The organism is Pseudoalteromonas sp. (assembly GCF_041613455.1).
Lineage (GTDB): Bacteria > Pseudomonadota > Gammaproteobacteria > Enterobacterales > Alteromonadaceae > Pseudoalteromonas.
In genome coordinates, this window is the sequence record NZ_JBFJHD010000019.1 from 12,798 (window position 1) to 31,601 (window position 18,804).

The window sequence follows — 18,804 nt, forward strand, 5'->3', positions numbered from 1 at the left end:
CTGTGTAATTACATTATTTTTAATTAAAACTTCATAAAACTCACTCAGGGAGCTGTAAATGTCGGGTGTTAGAGCGCAACAGAAACAAAAAACACGACAAGCGCTAATTGAAGCGGCATTTAATCAGTTAAGTGCGGATCATAGTTTTTCTAATTTAAGTTTGCGTGAAGTTGCCCGTGAAGCCGGTATTGCCCCTACCTCTTTTTATCGCCATTTTAAAGATATGAATGAGTTAGGTTTAACCATGGTAGATGAAGCGGGATTAACTTTACGCCAGTTAATGCGCCAGGCGCGCCGGCGTATTGCCGATGGCGGTAGTGTTATAAACACTTCGGTAGTAACATTTATGGAGTTTATTGATAATTCTAGTAACCAATTTCGGTTATTACTGCGTGAACGCTCTGGTACCTCAAAAGCATTTCGAGCCGCGGTCGCACGCGAAATAAAGCACTTTATTTTAGAGTTAGCGCATTATCTAGAAAGTGAAACTAAGTGTGATGCTAACCATGCGTATATTCAGGCTGAAGCCATGGTGACTTTAGTATTCAATGCCGGCGCAGAGGCACTTGATTTAGAAGGTATGCAACGTGATGAGTTGATAGAGCGAGTTATTTGGCAGCTGCGTTATATTACGCGAGGGGCGACACATTACGTGCGCGAAAACAATCTACAAAACTAGCAGACTATACTGCTAAAAAGTTAATCTAAGCACTGTGCCTTACAGTGCCTATTAATTTAAACAATAGACCACGCAATCTTGTTATAAAAACCTCAATAATCCATCTTTTTTAGATAAAAATTTCCATTTTCATCTATTTGAATTCTGCTGTTTGGAATATTTATGCTTGCGCCAAGCGCAGGGTAATGTTAAATATAAACCACTCCAAAGATAAATAAGACAACATGATGCATTTTATTCGTTTAATTACACTAAAAATTAACCTCTTACTGCTATGGTCAGTGAGCGGGGATTAGTGTGTTTGCATCAAGTTAAACATAAATAAACCCCGCACTTGCGGGGTTTTTTTTATCCCGCGGTAGGATAAGTTAAATACGGATAGCATGGGAATGAGAGGCTGATATGCAAGATCAAGATAAAGTATGGATTTTTGATACCACATTACGTGATGGTGAGCAGGCGCTGAAAGCCAGTTTGACCGAAGACGATAAAATTCAATTAGCGCACACCATTAGCCGCTTAAATGTGGATGTGATGGAAGTGGGCTTTCCGGTATCGAGCCCCGCTGATTTTCGCTCGGTACAGCGTATTGCGAGCGAAGTTAAGGGGCCGATTATTTGCGGCCTAGCGCGTTCAGTTGCGAAAGATATTGAAGCCTGTGGTGAAGCATTACGCCGTGCGCAGCAAAGTCGTATTCATACTTTTATTGCTACCAGCCCACTGCACCTTGAACATAAATTACGCATGAGCTTAGACGACGCCACGGCGATGGCGGTGAAGTCGATTAAATTAGCACGTAACTACACCGATGACGTGGAATTTTCTTGTGAAGATGCTGGGCGTACGCCGCACTGGGATTTATGCCGCATTGTTGAGCAAGCGATTAAAGCTGGCGCTTCCACGATTAACCTACCCGATACCGTAGGCTATGTAACACCCGACGAATATGCGGCGATGATCCGTCATTTAATGAACAACGTGCCCAACATAGATCAAGCGCGCTTAAGTGTGCATTGTCATAACGACTTGGGCATGGCGGTGGCTAACTCTATAGCCGCGGTGCAAGCGGGCGCACGACAAATAGAGTGTACTATTAATGGCATAGGTGAGCGGGCGGGCAACTGCTCATTAGAAGAAGTGGCGATGATCATGAAAATGCGCCAAGACCACTTACAGGTTTATACCGACATTAAAAGCGAAGAGATTTATCGCGCTTCACGCCAAGTGGCTAAAATTTGCAATATGCCGGTGCAACCTAATAAGGCGATTGTGGGCGAGAACGCGTTTGCACACAGCTCCGGTATTCACCAAGATGGCGTATTAAAATCACAAAACACCTACGAAATTATGTCGCCAGAAAGTGTGGGCGTGCCGAGCAATCAGTTAAATATGACTTCACGTTCAGGGCGTCATGTTATTGAACACCGCTTAGCCGAGTTAGGGTATCAACCCGCTGACTACGACATGGACAGTTTATACCAAAGTTTTATAGCCCTTGCTGATCAAAAGGGTACTGTGTATGACTACGATCTTGAGGCGATGATTTATTTTAATCACATCAACGGCAAAGACGAAAAATACCAATTAGAGTTTGTTAACTCCGCCTCTAATTCACAATCGGTGTCTAGCTCCACTATCGGTATGTTAATTGACGGCGTCGCGAAACAAGAAGCGGCTACCGGAAATGGCCCTGTTGAAGCCTCGTTTGCCGCTATTGAACGCTTAACCGGTATGAGTGTAGAAATGATTGAGTATAACTTAGAGGCCACCGGCAAAGGCGCAAGCTCTTTAGGCCAAGTGAATATTATTGCTAAACATGCAGGTCGCCCTTACCACGGTGCGGGTATAGCAGCGGATGTGGTAGAGGCCTCAGTGCGAGCGATGATCCGGGTTTATAATTTAATTTATCGCGCACAAAAAGTGTCTGATTTAAAACAACAAAGGAAAGCAGGATGAGTAAAACTAACTACAGCGTTGCCGTATTAGCGGGTGACGGTATCGGCCCCGAAATAATGGCTGCAGCAGAAAAAGTATTAGATGCTATCAGCAATAAGTTTGGTTTTACTCTCAATCGTGAGCATCACGCTATTGGCGGTGCCGCCATTGATAAACATGGCAAAGCATTACCCCAAAGCACAGTAACAGCGTGTGAAAATGCCGACGCTATATTATTTGGTGCGGTTGGCGGTCCTAAGTGGCAGCACTTGCCCCCCGACGAGCAACCTGAGCGTGGTTCGTTGTTACCACTGCGCAAACACTTTGGCCTATTTTGTAATTTACGCCCCGCACAGTTATTGCCAGCATTAAGTGCCGCTTCGCCGCTACGCGCCGATATTAGCGAGCAAGGCTTTGATATTTTATGTGTACGCGAGCTCACCGGCGGTATTTATTTTGGTGAAAAAGGCCGCAGTGGCGAAGGCGAAAATGAAACGGCTTTTGATACGCAAAGCTATTCACGCAAAGAAATAGAACGTATTGCCCGCTTTGCCTTTGAAGCGGCAAAACTACGCAGCAGCCATGTGACTTCGGTAGATAAAGCCAATGTTTTAGCCTCTAGTATACTATGGCGCGAAGTGGTGACCGAAGTAAGTAAAGACTACCCAGAAGTAACACTTGATTATATTTACGTAGATAACGCCGCAATGCAGCTGGTAAAACAACCAAGCCAGTTTGATGTATTGCTGTGCGATAACTTATTTGGCGATATTTTGTCGGATGAGTGCGCGATGATCACCGGCTCTATGGGGTTATTACCGTCGGCCAGTTTGAATCAATCGGGCTTTGGGTTATACGAACCTGCCGGTGGCTCAGCACCCGACATTGCTGGTAAAGGGGTGGCGAATCCTATTGCGCAAATTTTAAGTGCCGCACTGATGTTGCGATATTCACTAGGGCAAGATGAAGCCGCGCGTGCCATTGAAAAAGCGGTGGCCGAAGTGGTTGCCGATGGCGTCGGCACACCGGATATTTTTCCAAACAGTGGCTATACCACCATGGATGTTGCGGCAGCGATTGTGAAGCGCATTTAACGAAAAACACATTTAACGCGGTTGCCCCGTGTGGCAGCGGCGAAAACATATTAGGGGATTAGCAAGTGGCCCACACCTTATACGATAAAATTTGGCAAGCACATACCGTTGCCAGCATCAATGCACAAACCGATTTACTATATATCGACCGTCATTTAGTGCACGAAGTTACCTCACCGCAAGCCTTTGCTGGCTTGCGGGAAAAAAACCGTACTGTACGTTGTCCGCAAAAAACCTTTGCCACTATGGATCATAACGTATCAACAAAAAGCCGATCGCTTGATGCGGCCAGCGATGTGTCGAAAAATCAATTAATGGCGCTAGCTGCAAACTGCAAAGAGTTTGGCATTATGCTTTACGATTTAACGTCGATTAACCAAGGCATAGTGCATGTAATAGGGCCAGAGCAGGGCATGACCTTGCCAGGCACTACCATAGTGTGTGGCGATAGCCATACCTCAACGCATGGCGCTTTTGGGGCGCTTGCTCACGGCATTGGCACTTCAGAAGTTGAACACGTATTAGCCACGCAAACACTGCAGCAGAAAAAAGCCAAGTCATTAAAAATTCAAATTAACGGGGTATTACGGCCCACGGTCACGGCGAAAGATTTAATTATGGCGGTTATTGGCAAACTAGGCACTGCTGGTGGCACCGGTTATGTGGCTGAATTTTGTGGTACAGCCATTGCAGCGCTTTCAATGGAAGCGCGAATGACGTTATGCAATATGAGCATAGAAATGGGTGCCAAGGCAGGCTTAATAGCGCCCGATCAGATTACTTATGATTACTTAAAAGGTCGTCCCTTTGCACCTCAAGGGGCTGACTTTGATGCCGCCGTTGCGTACTGGGAAACATTAAAAACCGATCACGGTGCACAGTTTGATTTGGTGGTTGAGTTAGACGCTGCCGACATTCAGCCACAAATTACTTGGGGCACCAGCCCAGAGCAAGTGATTGGTGTTGATGAATGCATACCCGACCCCGAGCAAGAGCCAGATTTAATTAAAGCCGACGCGATTCGCAGCGCATTAAAGTACATGGGTCTAAAAGCGGGTGAAAAGTTATCAAGTGCAAAAGTAGATACGGTATTTATTGGCTCGTGTACCAATAGCCGTATAGAGGATTTACGTGCAGCGGCAAAAATTGTTGAGGGCAAGCAAGTAGTGGCCGGTATTGAAGCGTTAATTGTCCCGGGCTCTGGTTTAGTAAAAAAACAAGCCGAAGACGAAGGCTTAGCCGATATTTTTAAAGCAGCTGGTTTTGAGTGGCGTGAGCCGGGTTGTTCAATGTGTTTAGCGATGAACGACGACCGCTTAGGGGCCGGTAAACGCTGTGCCTCTACGTCAAATCGTAACTTTGAAGGACGCCAAGGCCGTGGCGGGCGCACACACTTAGTTAGCCCTGCAATGGCCGCTGCGGCAGCGATTCATGGTCACTTTGTTGATATTAGAGGAGAAGCCTAATGAGCATTTATTTTAGTGGCTTAATGGCCCCATTGGATAAAAACAATGTCGATACCGACCAAATTATTCCAAAGCAGTTTTTAACCTCAACCAGCCGCGATGGCTTTGATGCGGCGTTATTTTATGACTGGCGCTACCTCGACAACGGCGAGCCAAATCCTGAGTTTGTTTTAAACCGCCCCTGTTACCAAGGCGCACAAATATTGCTAACCCGTGATAACTTTGGCTGTGGCTCATCGCGAGAGCATGCACCTTGGGCACTTAAACAATACGGTTTTGAAGTGATTTTGGCAGAAAGTTTTGCCGATATTTTCTTTAATAACTGTGGCAATAACCAAATGCTCGCCATTGCACTACCAGCCGATACGCTAGAACAATTATTTGTGTTAACTGAGCAGCATGACGATATTCATATCGACATCGACCTTGAAAATCAAACGCTACATAGCAGTAAATTTGCGCCAATCAGCTTTGATATTCGTAAAGACGTAAAAGAGCGTTTATTAAGTGGCTTAGATTTTATTGGCGTAACCGAAACGCTAAACCCACAAATAGATGCGTTTGAGCAGCAACTTGCTGCAGAACGCCCTTGGCAGTAATAATTAAGCTAATAGTTTTAAGTATTGATTAACGCGGCTTAGGTCGCGTTTTTTATATTTACAATTTTAGCTTAACGCGTTTGCCTTTTATTTGTGCAGTTAAACAGCTATGGTACGGCAAAACAATTATAAGGAAAATATAATGAAATTATTAACGGCAGCCACTTTATTACTGGCGTCATCAACTGTTGTAGCAAGCCCTGCGCCTTTGGTGTCTATTGCCAGCCACGATGCATTTTTTAATAATATTGCTGCACATTGCGGTAAAGCGTATGCAGGTAAGGTCAGTGTTGATAACGCCGCGGGCCCCAGTTCGTTTGCGGGTAAAAAATTAGTAATACATGTACGTAAATGTAGTGAGCATCAGCTGCAAGTGCCATTTCATGTGGGTGATGATGCCTCGCGCACTTGGATCATAACTAAAACCGGCAGTGGCTTAAGTTTAAAGCACGATCATCGTCATCAAGATGGTTCCCACGATATTTCAACTATGTATGGTGGGCATACAAATGATGCAGGCTTTGCACAAATGCAGTCGTTTCCTGCCGATCAGTATTCAAAAGAATTATTTGTTGCCCAAGGAATAGCGCAGTCGGTGGGCAACACTTGGCAAATGTATATTTACCCTGAGGTATTTACTTATCGTTTAATTCGTCAAGGGCGCGAATTTAAAGTGGATTTTGATTTAACTAAGCCCATAACCCCGCCAGCAGCGCCTTGGGGATACACAGACTAATATTACTCATCTTCACACTGTAACAATACAGAAAGTGCTGGTTGGTAAGCACGGGGTTTAGTAGGAAAGCGCTCATACTCTTGCACCCCTTCCAGTACTTTTAGCATAAAGGTTTTATTAAGGCACAAGCGGTTAGCATGACGTAGTAAAAATACACTTTGGTTAGCAAAGTGTGGGTAGTCGTCAGACTGGATCTCTAATTTATAATTATTTTCGTCGAGTTTTGTTTGGTAATAATGCACTTTATTATCAAAGTCGTAGAGCTTAGTTGTGGCGCTTTGTTCCGCGTGGGCAAACCCGCTACTAAACAGCGCGAGTACCGAGGCGGCTACTATCAAGCTTGAGGTAATTAATCCATTCATAAAAGACTCCTTTAAGTAGCGAACTATTACGATTATTGTAATTAGCTTATACGCAGTCTATTTACATTAAGTTTAACACCCAAAAAGGGAAAGTGTGATGCTCAAACAAATTAAACAGCTTTTTTCTGGATTCGATCAACAGCAACCAAGCATGCAAGAGCATGATTTAAAAACAGCGGTGGCTGCATTGTTAATTGAAGTGATGCGTGCCGATAATAAGCTTGACCAAGATGAACAGCATACGCTGGCTGCCACGTTAAAAAAGTACTTTAATTTAACTGCTGATGAAGTGGCTGAACTGAGCGATAAAGCGGAAAGCAGCTTAGATTATGCTGTTGATTACTATCAATTCTCAAAGCAAATTAATCAGCATTGTAGTGCGGCACAGCGCATAGAAATAATTGAGTTACTGTGGCGCTTAGCATACGCCGATGGTGATATAGATCCGCACGAAGAGTACGTTATTCGTAAAATTGCTGGGTTATTATATGTGGCACATGTTGATTTTATCGCCGCGAAAATTGCGGCGACAAAATAGTAACTGCGGTGTTTAGTTTAGTTTGCTGGTAACGCTGACTAATTGCTGTGCTAACGCCGCGATTTGCTCTGCCGTATCGGGATTATTAATTTCGCCATTATCACCTAGCACAGTGTGTACGGCAGGTACCGCAAGTTGATCGGCCAGCACCAGTGCGCCAATTCCACTTAAAATATCACGTACGTGGTTTAAACCACGTAGGCCGCCCAGGCCACCCGGTGATGCGGCAAATAACGCCACTACTTTATTACGAAATGCGGGTACTGCGCCTTGTTCGGTGCGAGAGGCCCAGTCGATGGCATTTTTAAGTGCAGCAGTAATAGAGCCGTTGTACTCTGGACTTGCGAGTAAAATACCATCTGCTGTACGTAGTTTATCTTTTAATAATTGCACGCCAGTTGGAGTGCCTTGTGCTTCAATATCCTCGTTGAACAGTGGAATGTCGAGCTCACTCAGTGTAATAACTTCTACTTCAGCGCCGGTGTTTAATGCAGCACGCGCCGCTTCATTGATCAGTTGTTGGTTGAAGCTGTTTTTACGTAAGCTGCCAGCTAAAGCTATAATTTTTGGTGCGGTCATGGGTTATCCTGTGTCTGTATTGTTTTGATGTTGCTACTTTAGCAAAAGTTTACTTGAAGAAAACCCGAATAAACGCAACACTTATGTGCATATACGCACACAAGTTTAAGGGAGCTAGTATGGCGGTGGAATTTGAAGACTGGCAAGACGTAAAGGTAGCCTTTGAAGTAGCGCGCTTAGGCACGCTAACCGCGGCAGCCGAAGTGCTTAATGTGCACCACAGTACGGTGCTTAGGCGGATTAATAACCTAGAAAAAAACCTAAATGCGCGCTTGTTTCATCGCCACGCTCGTGGCTATAAAGTAACAGAAATAGGCGCTAAGCTGTTTAGTACGGCGCAGCAAATCGACAACTCGCTTGAGCAATTACATAACACTATAGCGGCAGCCGATAGCACACTGCGCGGCAGTTTACTGTTAACCACGGTGAGTGGTTTTATGGATGTATTGGCTGACGTGTGCGAACAATTTCAGGCACAGCATCCACAAGTGCAACTGGAAATGATTTTAGAGCAAAAACGCTTACGTCTCGACCATGGCCAAGCGCACATTGCGGTGCGCGCCGGACCAAGGCCAGATGAAGGTGATTATATTGCCCAGCATTTAACGCAGCTGACTTCGGGGTTATATGCGAGTCAGCGTTATATTAATAAATACGGTATGCCAAAATCACTGCAGGAGCTGCAGCAACATAACTTTATTTCGGGAGTGGCGGGTTTTAATGCGGCGGTACCTTATTTTGCATGGGTTGACGAGCATATTGTGGCGCAACAAATAAAGCTACGCGTATCAGAAACATCGGAAGCCACGCGCGCTATTATTAAAGGGCTGGGGATTGGTGGTTTACAGCAAGATGTTGCCGCCCAGTACGCTAATTTAGTGCCTATATTAGCTAATGAGTTAAGCTGGCCAACAGACGTGTGGCTGGTGACGCATCATTTAGTACACCGTACCGCCAAAGTGCAGGCGTTTAGTCAGTTATTAAAAAACTACTTTAACAAAGACCACGCGAGCTGATGCGACGGCAGCGAGGGGGTACTTGTTGAGCCAATCTCTGCCGAGCGATTTTGTAGCGATTGGCTATTAGATGTATTTATATTACAGCTTTTTGCTATCGGTTTTGGCCGCATAGGCTTGGCGTTGCCAGGCATCAAAGAGCTGCTGTTGTTTAGCCGATATTTTTAAGCCGTACGTTTTTTGCATATACGCGTAGGCATCGGCAATTTGTTTGCGAGCATAAAAGGGCGGCTCAATTACCCGCTGTTTAAAGTTTACTTTTACTTCACAGCGGCCGTATTGGTTGGTATTTTCGCTGAGCATACCAAAGCGGTAATTAGAGCGGTCGGCATTAATTTCGCCAATAGCGGGGGCTAAATTATTGATGTCGGCTTCCATTTGGCGAAATTTCTCACTGACCTTACGGCAATTTCTCCGCCCACCATGTTGCCAGCATTGTAGTTGGTGACCAAACTCCCAGGCAGGGACTATATGCTCCCATTCAATACGGTGCGCACGCTGATTAACCTTGCCTGAGCGCGTTACAGCATTGCGCGGTACATAGCCGCAATGTGTTGGGTCGGGAACCAGCTTGTTACCTTGTTTTTTTATATCGCAGCCGCAGTAAATACTTTTTGCATTTTCTGGCAGGTTTTTAATTAAATGTTTTTTTGCTGAGGAAAAACTAGTGAACTGCTCGGCAGCGAGCGAAAAGCTGGCAAAAACAGCCAGCAAGACTAAAATAAATCGAGTCATATCCATCACATAGGTGAACTACAGGAGCGGCAAGTGTATAGCGTTGTAAGCTAAAAATAAAGTTCGTTGCGGCTGCTTTGGTGTTTACTTTGTACGCTGTATCAGGCGTTTAAATTTGCGAAGTTTAATGCCTTGTAGCAGCAATAGCATGCCGCACAAACAAAACAGCACGCTGGTAGCAGCAAAGCTAATTAGTAATAGGTTATTAAAGTTTTCTCGCGCATCGTAATCCATAATGTGCAGCATCCAAAAAAAGTCAAAAATACGCCATATGGTACTGCGCACAGTAATCACTTTGCCGTTAGTGGCCGATAAATACAGCGTGGTGTTAATGCTGTCGTCAAATTGTACTTGCCAAATATGGGGGTTGTAGCCTGCTTCTCTATCGCCTTGAGCAATAAAAGTGGTGCTAATAGGCTGCGCGTTAATTAATAAATGTGCTTGCGCATTAGCGGTAATTTGTTGTTTTGTAGGGGCTTGAAAAGGCTCGCCGCTAATACCATGAAAGCTTCGCTGGCCGCTGTTGTTAGTCACGGTGATAAGTGGGGTTGTTAAAAAGTGCTCAAACGTGATGTGTGTGGGATTGGTGACTTGCGCGGTGATTTTATCTAAAGAAGCTGTATAGTTTTGCTGGGTAAAAGGATTGGGCAATGTGCGCTCAGCCAAATGTTTACCATGCACTTTTTCCAGTGGAATGGCGCTCATAACGAGCCCACCTAATAACCAGGCTAAAAGCTGCACGGCTAATAAGTAGCCCAGCCATTTATGTAGTTTACGAGCGGGCTTGAATAGTTTTTTATACATATTTTTCTTCTTATTATTTAATAATAAACTTACAGCTACATAGTACAGCAGCTTAAACGTATGCAAAAATAAATATATAAAAGTTGTTGTTAAAGTATTTTTTGAAAAATAACTGCGGCGCACACCTACAGCGAGAGGTTATAAAAACGGTTATTAGCGCAGAGTTGATTTGGTATAACAGTAAAATTGCGTTAAAGTTTACCACGAACTTATTAGAGGGTAGTTATTAAACAATGTCGGAAATTCAATTTTTAAATGTAGATCTAGAGCTAGAGTCAAAGCAAGATATTAGTGTACTGGTAGCCGACCTAAAAAAAACCGCCACTATTTTACATTATGATAAAGACGAATACCGTCAGTTAGCACGTGTTGAGGTGGCAGGCGCAATAAGCTCACCGGATAAAGCAATTAATCATTTATGTGAGCTGATTGAATCGTGCTCGCGTGCTGCGCTCAAGCAGTGGTTAAGTTGTTCACGTCGTACGTTTGATATTGGTTTTGAGTCGGGGACTTCACCTAAGTGTTTTAATCAAGCACTGCACGCAGATACCTTGTTACGCATATCTGCGATTGGTGCGGGCATGGAAATTACCATTTACCCGTTAGAAAAGTAGCGTTAGCCTCTGCGCTCTACTACTGCTGCGGTCATGCGTGATACGCAGCAAAGCTCACCGCGGCTATTGGTTATTTTGATGTCCCATACCGAGCTGCGTTTACCAAGATGAAACGCGGTTGCGGTAGCGGTTAAAGTACCGTTGCGCGAGGCTTTTAAATGACTGGCACTGATCTCTTGCCCTACACAATAAAATTTACTGAAGTCGACCACAAAGTTCGCCGCATAGCTGGCCACACTTTCGGCTAACACCACATTTGCACCACCGTGTACCATACCAATAGGATTATGGTGCGCAGCAATTGCTGGCATAGTGGCCACTAGGTAATCATCACCAATTTCGGTTATTTCAATCCCCATGGTTTTCATCAACGTCCCTTGGCCATTTAGGCCTTGATCTAACTGCTTACAAAACTCTAATGTAATAGGTTGATGCCAAATACTCATTATAACTCCTTGAAAACGGCAACCGAGAATACGATTTTTCATCACTATATGTTAGCTGGCACCGAGCAGCAACATTTGCATCTGGCTCTGCTACATTTTATTTTCTACGTAGTATTTAATTTCATCGAGATCTTTTTTGAGCATGTTGCGCATCGTTCTGTTCATTAATAACCCCATTACTGCCGACATCATTCTCACCCACATAGAGTCACTGCTAGCGGCAAAAGTCATGGTTAAACAAGTGCCGGGCTCGGCTTCGGTTAGTGATAACTTAGTGGTATAAATAGCGCCGCAATTTTCTGCGCGAGTACAGTAATACTCATTGCTGACGGCATCGGTGATCCACATGGTTTCGGTGGCAGCTTTACCAAACATTTTGCGTGTTTCTTGCCATTTAAGGCCGATTAACCCGTGTTGTGGTTGCTCGATAACCTTAGCGTCAATAACACTAGAGAGCATATTAGCGCTATTGTCGATGTTGGTTATTGCTGCCCATACTTTTCGTTTCGGGCTGTTGATTATGACCGCGACTTTAATGTGCATAACACTCTCCGTTGGACTAGGGTAATGACGCTGACGCCTATTAAATACCTAGCGTAAAGTATAATTGTTATTAACAGCAGCAACTTAGCAAGTATGTTAACAAATCGCAATGCCGTGTAATGCTGACATTGTCGTGAGCCGTTAATGTAATCTGTAATTAACTGCTTTGCTGTAAGCTTAGACCAAGGCTGCCTTTGGCTGCAAAGCACAGGGGGGAATTTAAATTTGCGATTTTCGAATAACTGTATATACTCACAGTTAAATGTACTGTATGGAAAACCAGTTGTATGCGACCATTAACGAACCGCCAAGCGCAAATACTCGAACTTATTAAAGTGTTTATTAAAGACACTGGTATGCCTCCTACACGAGCAGAAATAGCGCAAACATTGGGCTTTAAAAGTGCCAATGCCGCAGAAGAGCATTTGAAAGCGCTAGCAAAAAAAGGCGTAATAAAAATGAAGCCCGGCGCCAGTCGTGGTATTCAGCTTATTGAAGAAGATGAGCCAGAACAACTTGGTTTACCTTTGATTGGCCGCGTTGCTGCCGGCGAACCCATTTTGGCGCAACAGCATGTTGAGAGCCACTGTAAAATTGACCCGCTAATGTTTAAACCCGCAGCTGATTTTTTATTGCGTGTTAATGGCATGAGTATGAAAGACATTGGCATAATGGATGGCGATTTATTAGCGGTACACCGGACTCAAGTTGCTGAAAACGGCCAAGTGGTAGTGGCGCGCGTAGACGACGATGTAACGGTAAAACGCCTAGAAAAAGCCGGTCGCAAAGTGTTGCTACATGCCGAAAATAAAGACTTTTCGCCAATAGAAGTCGACCTTGAAAACGAGTCGTTTAATATAGAAGGTTTAGCCGTTGGGGTGATACGCAACGCAGATTGGATGTAATTTTTTTAATACCAAGCATGCGCACTGTTTAGTGCGCATTTTTTTTGCCTCGCGATCACTGCGCTGCAAGCCAATAATAACACGGCACCGACCGCAGCACAGCTATCACCCAGTAGTGCACTCTTAATGCGGGTTAAAGGGGCTATTTTCCGCAATTCAGGGTAAAAGTGATCGCGCTAATGGGTTTGCCAGAAACTAACTGTTAGCTAAAGCGATTAGCATAAATTAACGTTTTGTTTTTTATCGTGTTAGTTTTGAAAAATTTATTTTTAGCTAGCCACTAACCTGCCATTTCATGGGTAACCCTTGATGCAGCGCGCTTTACACGCAATCGAACGGCTTATTCCTACATACATTTGCGCTAATCCCTTAATATTATTTGTTTATTTTTCATTCTAAAACTTGCTTGTTGGTTAGTTATTAACTAATTGTTAATGGGCTGGACTAACAATAACTCACAGCACTGTAGTTTTGAGAACAGATATTTATTAATCCGGCATCTATAAAAAATAAAAATAATGAATGGGCGTTTAAGTCTCTTCGTTTTGCATTCGCAACCGTATTAAAGGAGCCGTCACATGGGTAAACTTAGCGCTACCTTGTGGCTTATATTAGTTATTTTTCCGCAGCAGTTATTGGCTAATAGCCAATTTAATATGCGTAAAGGCGTAACCGATATAAGTAATGATGTTTATCAACTACACATGATCATATTTTTAATATGTTGTGTGATTGGGGTGATTGTATTTGCCGTTATGTTTTGGGCACTTATCCATCACCGCAAGTCTAAAGGAGCAGTACCTGCTCAGTTTCACGAAAGCACTAAGGTAGAAATACTTTGGACTGCCATTCCATTTGTAATTCTAATTGCGATGGCAGTGCCGGCAACGAAAACCCTGATTGCGATGGAAGATGCGAGTAAAGCCGATCTGACGATAAAAATTACCGGCTCGCAGTGGAAGTGGCATTATGAGTATATGGGCGAAGATGTCGCGTTTTACTCAATATTGGCCACTTCTCAAGACGAAATCGCCAACCTTGCCGACAAGAACCCTAACTACCTACTAGAGGTAGATAAGCCACTGGTATTACCGATTAATAAAAAGATCCGTTTTTTAATGACCTCCGACGATGTCATTCACTCGTGGTGGGTGCCTGATTTTGCTGTTAAAAAAGATGCCAACCCGGGATTTATCAACGAAACCTGGACCAATATAAATGAAGCCGGTATTTACCGCGGCCAATGTGCTGAGTTATGCGGTAAAGATCATGGTTTTATGCCTGTCGTGGTCGAAGCGAAATCCGCCGCTGATTTTGAACTTTGGCTTGCTAATGAAAAACAAGCTAAACAACAGGCGGCTGCGGCCGATGCGGCATTGCTTGATCAAACCTTGCCCAAAGAAGAGCTAATGGCCTTAGGCGAGCAGGTATATATGTCTAGCTGTGCTGCGTGTCACCAACCGACGGGTATGGGTTTACCAGGTGTATTTCCGGCGCTTAAAGGCAGCCCGATTGTATTAGGGGATATTAAAGATCATATCGATATAATTATTCATGGCCGACCAGGCACCGCGATGCAAGCGTTTGCCAAACAACTTTCTATTAAGCAACTTGCTGCCGTGATTACCTATAAACGTAACGCATGGGGTAACGAAACCGGTGATGTAATTCAACCAAGTGAAATTCAGGCAGCACTTGATGCCGATGGGGAGGCGAACTAATGAGTAGCATAGTAGAACAACAAGACGTTAATGAAGCTCATCACGCGCATCATCCTGCTAAAGGGTTTAAACGTTGGTTATATACCACTAACCATAAAGATATAGGCAGTTTGTACTTAATTTTCTCGCTAACCATGTTTTTTATTGGTGGCGCGATGGCGATGGTGATCCGCGCCGAGTTATTTCAACCGGGCTTACAACTGGTCGATCCGCATTTTTTTAATCAGATGACCACAGTGCATGGCTTGATCATGGTATTTGGCGCGGTTATGCCCGCGTTTACTGGGTTGGCAAACTGGATGGTACCGCTGATGATTGGTGCGCCTGATATGGCGTTGCCACGCATGAATAACTGGAGCTTTTGGATTTTACCGTTTGCGTTTTTAATCTTATTAGCCTCGTTGTTAATGCCCGGTGGGGGACCTGCGTTTGGCTGGACGTTTTATGCGCCGCTTTCCACCACCTACAGTAATGACAATACCGCGATGTTTGTGTTTGCCGTTCATATTATGGGCATTAGCTCTATTATGGGGGCAATAAACGTTATTGTGACCATAGTAAATTTACGTGCTCCAGGCATGACCTGGATGAAAGTACCCTTGTTTGTATGGACGTGGCTGATCACTGCCTTTTTATTAATTGCGGTGATGCCGGTGCTCGCCGGCGCGGTCACTATGGTACTAACCGATAAATACTTTGCCACTAGCTTCTTTGATGCCGCGGGTGGCGGTGACCCGGTAATGTTCCAGCATATATTTTGGTTTTTTGGTCACCCTGAAGTGTACATCATGATTTTACCGGCGTTTGGTATCATTTCGACCATAGTGCCGACCTTTTCACGTAAAAAGTTGTTTGGTTACTCCTCTATGGTATACGCCACTGCGTCGATTGCCTTACTGAGCTTTACCGTATGGGCACACCATATGTTTACTACCGGGATGCCGGTGGCAGGCGAGCTGTTTTTTATGTACGCCACTATGCTTATTTCGGTGCCGACCGGCGTAAAAGTATTTAACTGGGTGGCCACTATGTGGCGCGGCTCGATTACTTTTGAAGTCCCGATGCTGTTTAGTATTGCTTTTATCGTGTTATTTACTCTGGGCGGTTTTTCCGGATTAATGTTGGCGATTACCCCTGCTGATTTTCAGTATCACGACACTTACTTTGTGGTGGCACACTTTCATTATGTGTTAGTGACCGGTGCGGTATTTTCGATTATGGCCGCGGCCTATTACTGGCTGCCTAAGTGGACCGGTAATATGTTTAATATTACGCTGGCTAAGTGGCATTTTTGGCTCTCGTTGGTCAGTGTAAACGTGCTGTTTTTCCCAATGCACTTTGTTGGGCTTGCGGGTATGCCTCGTCGTATTCCTGATTATGCGCTGCAGTTTGCCGATTTCAACGCCATTATTAGTATTGGTGGCTTCGCTTTTGGCTTGTCGCAGATATTGTTTGTCATTGTGGTCGTTAAATGTGCCAGAGGCGGCGATAAAGTCCCTGCAAAAGTATGGGAAGGCGCTGAAGGGCTAGAGTGGGAGGTGGATTCACCTGCACCGTACCATACCTTTTCTACACCACCGGAAATAAAATAATGATACATGCGCCATTACTAAAACGATTAGTGGTTATTTGCTTAGCTATGTTTGCCTTTGCATTTGCTTTAGTGCCCTTGTACGACGTGTTTTGTGATATTACCGGTATTAATGGTAAGCCTTCACTAGAGCAAGCGGCGCAAAGCACTCAGGTAACGCAAGACCGTGAAGTGAGCGTAAGCTTTACCACGCATGCACAAAGTGGCGCACCGTTCGCGGTTAAATCAAAAGAATACAGTGTTGCGGTAAATCCTGGCGCGATGCGCGAGGTGATGTTTAGCGCTAAAAATAATAGCAACTTAGATAAAGTTATGCAGGCAGTGCCTTCGGTATCGCCTGGCAGAGCAGCAAAGTACTTACATAAAATAGCCTGTTTTTGTTTTGATCAACAGCCACTCAAAGCAGGGGAAGAACTAGAATTTACCTTACTGTTTTATGTCGATACGGCACTACCAAGTGATATTGAAGAGCTAACCTTATCTTATACGGTGTTTGATATTAGTGATCGGCTAGTTGCCAGTACTAACTAGCTTAAGCCACTAATATGCAACGAGGAGCGAATAAAATGAAGCAAGACTATGAGCATTATTATGTACCTGAGCAAAGCCCGTGGCCCATTGTTGGTGCAATAGCACTGTTTTTTATTGCCGTAGGCGCGGCGCTTACCGTAATGAGTGCCGGCAAAGAAGGCGGCAGTGGCGTTTACATTCTGTATGCCGGCATTGCCGTGCTGCTATACATGTTGTTTAGCTGGTTTAAAAATGTCATTAGCGAGGCGGGACAAGGGCTGTATTCAGCGCAAATGGATCGCTCGTTTCGTCAAGGAATGAGTTGGTTTATTTTTTCTGAAGTGATGTTTTTTATGGCCTTTTTTGGCGCGCTGTTTTATGCCCGCATGTTATCTGTGCCTTGGTTAGGAGGCGCCGGTAATAACGCCATGACCCACGAGGTGCTGTGGCCTACTTTTGAAGCGGTATGGCCGCTAGTAACCACCCCAGGTGGAGATACCACTCAAGCCATGGGGTGGCAGGGATTACCGCTGATTAACACGATTATTTTGTTAGTCTCATCGGTGACTTTACACTTTGCTCATGTGGCAATAGAAAGCGACAAACGCGGACAACTAAAACTATTTTTAGCACTGACCATTTTACTGGGGGCAATATTTTTAGGCTTACAAGTAGAAGAGTATGTACATGCCTATAACGATCTTAATTTAACCTTAGATGCGGGTATTTACGGCAGTACCTTCTTTTTACTTACCGGGTTTCATGGCATGCATGTGACCTTGGGCACCATTATTTTATTCGTGGTGTTATTACGCATTTTAAAAGGCCATTTTAGCAAAGAAAAACACTTTGCTTTTCAAGCTGCTGCTTGGTATTGGCACTTTGTTGATGTGGTATGGCTGTGTTTGTTTGTATTTGTGTATGTGCTGTAACTAATGGTGAGTGATTCGCTGTTATAAAGCCCAGCTTTACCGCAGCAATCACTATCACTAACGCAACCACCGACAATAACACACGACGACCTAAAAAGTGCGACATAGGACGCTGTTGCGTACCACTCGAAACCATAATAAATAATGCACGAAACAAGTTAAATAGTATAAACAGTAGTAGCAAAACAATAATAATTTTAATAATCACTAGGTTGACCCTTTATGCAGTTAATTAGATGGCGTGAACAAAAGCTTAGCTCAATACTCACAATTTGCATGGTGTTATTGGTGGTATTGGTGTGCGTGCGCCTAGGATTTTGGCAACTAGAGCGAGGTGAACAAAAACAACAGCAGCTTGTCGCTATTGCGCAGCTACAAACACACGGCGTGATGAGCTGGCAGCAAGTGGAAGCACTGCCTAGCAGTTGGAATAAAACCGGGTTATTAGTGCAGTTAACCGGCCAGTTTCTCCCCAAACACTACTGGTTATTAGACAACAAAATCTATAATGGTCAGGTGGGTTACGACTTACTGGCCTTATTTAAACCACAGCAACATAGCGCGGCTCTATTAGTTAACTTAGGCTGGCTAAAAGCCCCGATGTCGCGCAATACACTTCCTCAAGTCACACTCCCAAGTGGACCCTATACGCTTCAAGCACAAATAAAAGAAAATAATCTTAGCGGCTTTAGTTTAGCCGATAGCACCCGCCAGGTTGATTTAGCCAAGCGCATTCAAACCATCGACTTAAAGCAGTTGAGCGCGCAAAGCCAGCAGCCCTTGCAAGGCTTTATGGCCTATCGACAAGGCACAGGTGATGAGCTGGGGGTACCCCATTATCAAGCGGTGGTAATGAGCCCACAAAAGCATAATGCATACGCACTGCAATGGTTTTTAATTGCGCTGGCATGCATTGTAGTGGCTGTTTTTGCCAGTAAAAAAAGGACACAAGATGAAAGTTAATCCGTTGTTATTGTTTATTGGCTGTTGTGCCATACC

22 protein-coding genes are annotated in these 18,804 nt (G+C 44.3%); 15 read left to right on the forward strand and 7 right to left on the reverse strand.

Features of this window, described 5'->3' with window-relative positions:
• Nucleotides 1–58 precede the first annotated feature (58 nt).
• From fabR to ABYB02_RS03790, 6 genes are all read left to right on the forward strand, one after another.
• Nucleotides 59–679 (forward strand): HTH-type transcriptional repressor FabR, encoded by a 621-nt coding sequence (gene fabR / locus ABYB02_RS03765; protein ID WP_372761124.1) that lies wholly within the window; start codon nt 59–61, stop codon nt 677–679.
• A gap of 402 nt (nt 680–1,081) precedes the next feature.
• A complete protein-coding gene (gene leuA, locus ABYB02_RS03770) occupies nt 1,082–2,635 on the forward strand; it encodes a 2-isopropylmalate synthase (RefSeq protein ID WP_372761125.1) in 1,554 nt (517 codons plus the stop codon).
• Complete coding sequence (gene leuB, locus ABYB02_RS03775; protein ID WP_372761126.1) at nt 2,632–3,708, forward strand: 3-isopropylmalate dehydrogenase; 1,077 nt, start codon at nt 2,632–2,634, stop codon at nt 3,706–3,708. Before leuA ends, leuB begins: the two co-directional genes overlap by 4 nt.
• 65 nt (nt 3,709–3,773) lie before the next feature.
• Nucleotides 3,774–5,174 (forward strand): 3-isopropylmalate dehydratase large subunit, encoded by a 1,401-nt coding sequence (leuC, locus tag ABYB02_RS03780; RefSeq protein ID WP_372761127.1) that lies wholly within the window; start codon nt 3,774–3,776, stop codon nt 5,172–5,174.
• A complete protein-coding gene (leuD, locus tag ABYB02_RS03785; RefSeq protein WP_372761128.1) occupies nt 5,174–5,773 on the forward strand; it encodes a 3-isopropylmalate dehydratase small subunit in 600 nt (199 codons plus the stop codon). Before leuC ends, leuD begins: the two co-directional genes overlap by 1 nt.
• 142 nt (nt 5,774–5,915) lie before the next feature.
• Nucleotides 5,916–6,509: a hypothetical protein gene (locus ABYB02_RS03790; protein WP_372761129.1), complete on the forward strand. Its 594-nt coding sequence runs from the start codon at nt 5,916–5,918 to the stop codon at nt 6,507–6,509.
• A 2-nt stretch (nt 6,510–6,511) separates the two neighbouring features.
• Here ABYB02_RS03790 and ABYB02_RS03795 read toward each other — a convergent pair whose 3' ends face one another.
• Entirely contained in the window at nt 6,512–6,871 is a 360-nt protein-coding gene (locus ABYB02_RS03795; protein ID WP_372761130.1) for a hypothetical protein, read from the reverse strand.
• A 97-nt stretch (nt 6,872–6,968) separates the two neighbouring features.
• On the opposite strand from ABYB02_RS03795, the gene ABYB02_RS03800 reads away from it, so the two are divergent.
• Nucleotides 6,969–7,409, forward strand: coding sequence for a TerB family tellurite resistance protein (locus ABYB02_RS03800; protein ID WP_372761131.1), 441 nt, complete (start codon nt 6,969–6,971; stop codon nt 7,407–7,409).
• 12 nt (nt 7,410–7,421) lie between these two features.
• On the opposite strand, the gene ABYB02_RS03805 is transcribed toward ABYB02_RS03800, so the two are convergent.
• Complete coding sequence (locus ABYB02_RS03805) at nt 7,422–7,988, reverse strand: NADPH-dependent FMN reductase (protein ID WP_372761132.1); 567 nt, start codon at nt 7,986–7,988, stop codon at nt 7,422–7,424.
• A 119-nt stretch (nt 7,989–8,107) separates the two neighbouring features.
• Between ABYB02_RS03805 and ABYB02_RS03810 the strand changes: the two genes are divergently transcribed.
• Nucleotides 8,108–9,004 (forward strand): LysR family transcriptional regulator, encoded by an 897-nt coding sequence (locus tag ABYB02_RS03810; RefSeq protein WP_372761133.1) that lies wholly within the window; start codon nt 8,108–8,110, stop codon nt 9,002–9,004.
• An 81-nt stretch (nt 9,005–9,085) separates the two neighbouring features.
• On the opposite strand, the gene ABYB02_RS03815 is transcribed toward ABYB02_RS03810, so the two are convergent.
• The gene (locus ABYB02_RS03815) at nt 9,086–9,739 is read right to left on the reverse strand and encodes an endonuclease (protein WP_372761134.1); all 654 of its coding nucleotides are present in this window, start codon (nt 9,737–9,739) and stop codon (nt 9,086–9,088) included.
• An 84-nt stretch (nt 9,740–9,823) separates the two neighbouring features.
• Nucleotides 9,824–10,543 carry a hypothetical protein gene (locus tag ABYB02_RS03820; protein ID WP_372761135.1) on the reverse strand — a complete coding sequence of 240 codons (720 nt, stop codon included), beginning with the start codon at nt 10,541–10,543 and terminating at the stop codon, nt 9,824–9,826.
• 233 nt (nt 10,544–10,776) lie between these two features.
• Between ABYB02_RS03820 and ABYB02_RS03825 the strand changes: the two genes are divergently transcribed.
• On the forward strand, nt 10,777–11,157 hold the full coding sequence (locus tag ABYB02_RS03825; RefSeq protein ID WP_372761136.1) for a hypothetical protein: 381 nt from the start codon (nt 10,777–10,779) through the stop codon (nt 11,155–11,157).
• 2 nt (nt 11,158–11,159) lie between these two features.
• On the opposite strand, the gene ABYB02_RS03830 is transcribed toward ABYB02_RS03825, so the two are convergent.
• Entirely contained in the window at nt 11,160–11,603 is a 444-nt protein-coding gene (locus ABYB02_RS03830) for a PaaI family thioesterase (protein WP_372761137.1), read from the reverse strand.
• 90 nt (nt 11,604–11,693) lie between these two features.
• Nucleotides 11,694–12,146, reverse strand: coding sequence for an SRPBCC family protein (locus ABYB02_RS03835; RefSeq protein WP_372761138.1), 453 nt, complete (start codon nt 12,144–12,146; stop codon nt 11,694–11,696).
• Between the two features lie 287 nt (nt 12,147–12,433).
• Here ABYB02_RS03835 and lexA point away from each other — a divergent pair, with 287 nt between their 5' ends.
• From lexA to ABYB02_RS03860, 5 genes are all read left to right on the forward strand, one after another.
• Nucleotides 12,434–13,051, forward strand: coding sequence for a transcriptional repressor LexA (gene lexA / locus ABYB02_RS03840; RefSeq protein ID WP_372761139.1), 618 nt, complete (start codon nt 12,434–12,436; stop codon nt 13,049–13,051).
• 578 nt (nt 13,052–13,629) lie between these two features.
• Nucleotides 13,630–14,772 carry a cytochrome c oxidase subunit II gene (gene coxB / locus ABYB02_RS03845; protein ID WP_372761140.1) on the forward strand — a complete coding sequence of 381 codons (1,143 nt, stop codon included), beginning with the start codon at nt 13,630–13,632 and terminating at the stop codon, nt 14,770–14,772.
• Entirely contained in the window at nt 14,772–16,364 is a 1,593-nt protein-coding gene (ctaD, locus tag ABYB02_RS03850) for a cytochrome c oxidase subunit I (RefSeq protein WP_372761141.1), read from the forward strand. The genes coxB and ctaD overlap by 1 nt, the downstream gene beginning before the upstream one ends.
• Nucleotides 16,364–16,894, forward strand: a complete 531-nt coding sequence (locus ABYB02_RS03855) for a cytochrome c oxidase assembly protein (protein WP_372761142.1) — start codon at nt 16,364–16,366, stop codon at nt 16,892–16,894. The genes ctaD and ABYB02_RS03855 overlap by 1 nt, the downstream gene beginning before the upstream one ends.
• 35 nt (nt 16,895–16,929) lie before the next feature.
• Nucleotides 16,930–17,805, forward strand: a complete 876-nt coding sequence (locus tag ABYB02_RS03860; RefSeq protein ID WP_372761143.1) for a cytochrome c oxidase subunit 3 — start codon at nt 16,930–16,932, stop codon at nt 17,803–17,805.
• On the opposite strand, the gene ABYB02_RS03865 is transcribed toward ABYB02_RS03860, so the two are convergent.
• Complete coding sequence (locus ABYB02_RS03865; protein ID WP_372761144.1) at nt 17,705–18,013, reverse strand: DUF2909 family protein; 309 nt, start codon at nt 18,011–18,013, stop codon at nt 17,705–17,707. The genes ABYB02_RS03860 and ABYB02_RS03865 overlap by 101 nt on opposite strands.
• Nucleotides 18,014–18,027: 14 nt before the next feature.
• Here ABYB02_RS03865 and ABYB02_RS03870 point away from each other — a divergent pair, with 14 nt between their 5' ends.
• Nucleotides 18,028–18,768 (forward strand): SURF1 family protein, encoded by a 741-nt coding sequence (locus ABYB02_RS03870; protein WP_372761145.1) that lies wholly within the window; start codon nt 18,028–18,030, stop codon nt 18,766–18,768.
• Nucleotides 18,769–18,804: the final 36 nt, after the last annotated feature.

Excerpts from the sequence above, each read along its gene's own strand:
- fabR (WP_372761124.1), top strand. The coding sequence starts at position 59 with ATGTCGGGTGTTAGAGCGCAACAGAAACAAAAAACACGACAAGCGCTA.
- leuA (WP_372761125.1), top strand. The coding sequence starts at position 1,082 with ATGCAAGATCAAGATAAAGTATGGATTTTTGATACCACATTACGTGAT.
- leuB (WP_372761126.1), top strand. The coding sequence starts at position 2,632 with ATGAGTAAAACTAACTACAGCGTTGCCGTATTAGCGGGTGACGGTATC.
- leuD (WP_372761128.1), top strand. The coding sequence starts at position 5,174 with ATGAGCATTTATTTTAGTGGCTTAATGGCCCCATTGGATAAAAACAAT.
- ABYB02_RS03790 (WP_372761129.1), top strand. The coding sequence starts at position 5,916 with ATGAAATTATTAACGGCAGCCACTTTATTACTGGCGTCATCAACTGTT.
- ABYB02_RS03795 (WP_372761130.1), bottom strand. The coding sequence starts at position 6,871 with ATGAATGGATTAATTACCTCAAGCTTGATAGTAGCCGCCTCGGTACTC.
- ABYB02_RS03800 (WP_372761131.1), top strand. The coding sequence starts at position 6,969 with ATGCTCAAACAAATTAAACAGCTTTTTTCTGGATTCGATCAACAGCAA.
- ABYB02_RS03805 (WP_372761132.1), bottom strand. The coding sequence starts at position 7,988 with ATGACCGCACCAAAAATTATAGCTTTAGCTGGCAGCTTACGTAAAAAC.
- ABYB02_RS03810 (WP_372761133.1), top strand. The coding sequence starts at position 8,108 with ATGGCGGTGGAATTTGAAGACTGGCAAGACGTAAAGGTAGCCTTTGAA.
- ABYB02_RS03815 (WP_372761134.1), bottom strand. The coding sequence starts at position 9,739 with ATGACTCGATTTATTTTAGTCTTGCTGGCTGTTTTTGCCAGCTTTTCG.
- ABYB02_RS03820 (WP_372761135.1), bottom strand. The coding sequence starts at position 10,543 with ATGTATAAAAAACTATTCAAGCCCGCTCGTAAACTACATAAATGGCTG.
- ABYB02_RS03825 (WP_372761136.1), top strand. The coding sequence starts at position 10,777 with ATGTCGGAAATTCAATTTTTAAATGTAGATCTAGAGCTAGAGTCAAAG.
- ABYB02_RS03830 (WP_372761137.1), bottom strand. The coding sequence starts at position 11,603 with ATGAGTATTTGGCATCAACCTATTACATTAGAGTTTTGTAAGCAGTTA.
- ABYB02_RS03835 (WP_372761138.1), bottom strand. The coding sequence starts at position 12,146 with ATGCACATTAAAGTCGCGGTCATAATCAACAGCCCGAAACGAAAAGTA.
- lexA (WP_372761139.1), top strand. The coding sequence starts at position 12,434 with ATGCGACCATTAACGAACCGCCAAGCGCAAATACTCGAACTTATTAAA.
- coxB (WP_372761140.1), top strand. The coding sequence starts at position 13,630 with ATGGGTAAACTTAGCGCTACCTTGTGGCTTATATTAGTTATTTTTCCG.
- ctaD (WP_372761141.1), top strand. The coding sequence starts at position 14,772 with ATGAGTAGCATAGTAGAACAACAAGACGTTAATGAAGCTCATCACGCG.
- ABYB02_RS03855 (WP_372761142.1), top strand. The coding sequence starts at position 16,364 with ATGATACATGCGCCATTACTAAAACGATTAGTGGTTATTTGCTTAGCT.
- ABYB02_RS03860 (WP_372761143.1), top strand. The coding sequence starts at position 16,930 with ATGAAGCAAGACTATGAGCATTATTATGTACCTGAGCAAAGCCCGTGG.
- ABYB02_RS03870 (WP_372761145.1), top strand. The coding sequence starts at position 18,028 with ATGCAGTTAATTAGATGGCGTGAACAAAAGCTTAGCTCAATACTCACA.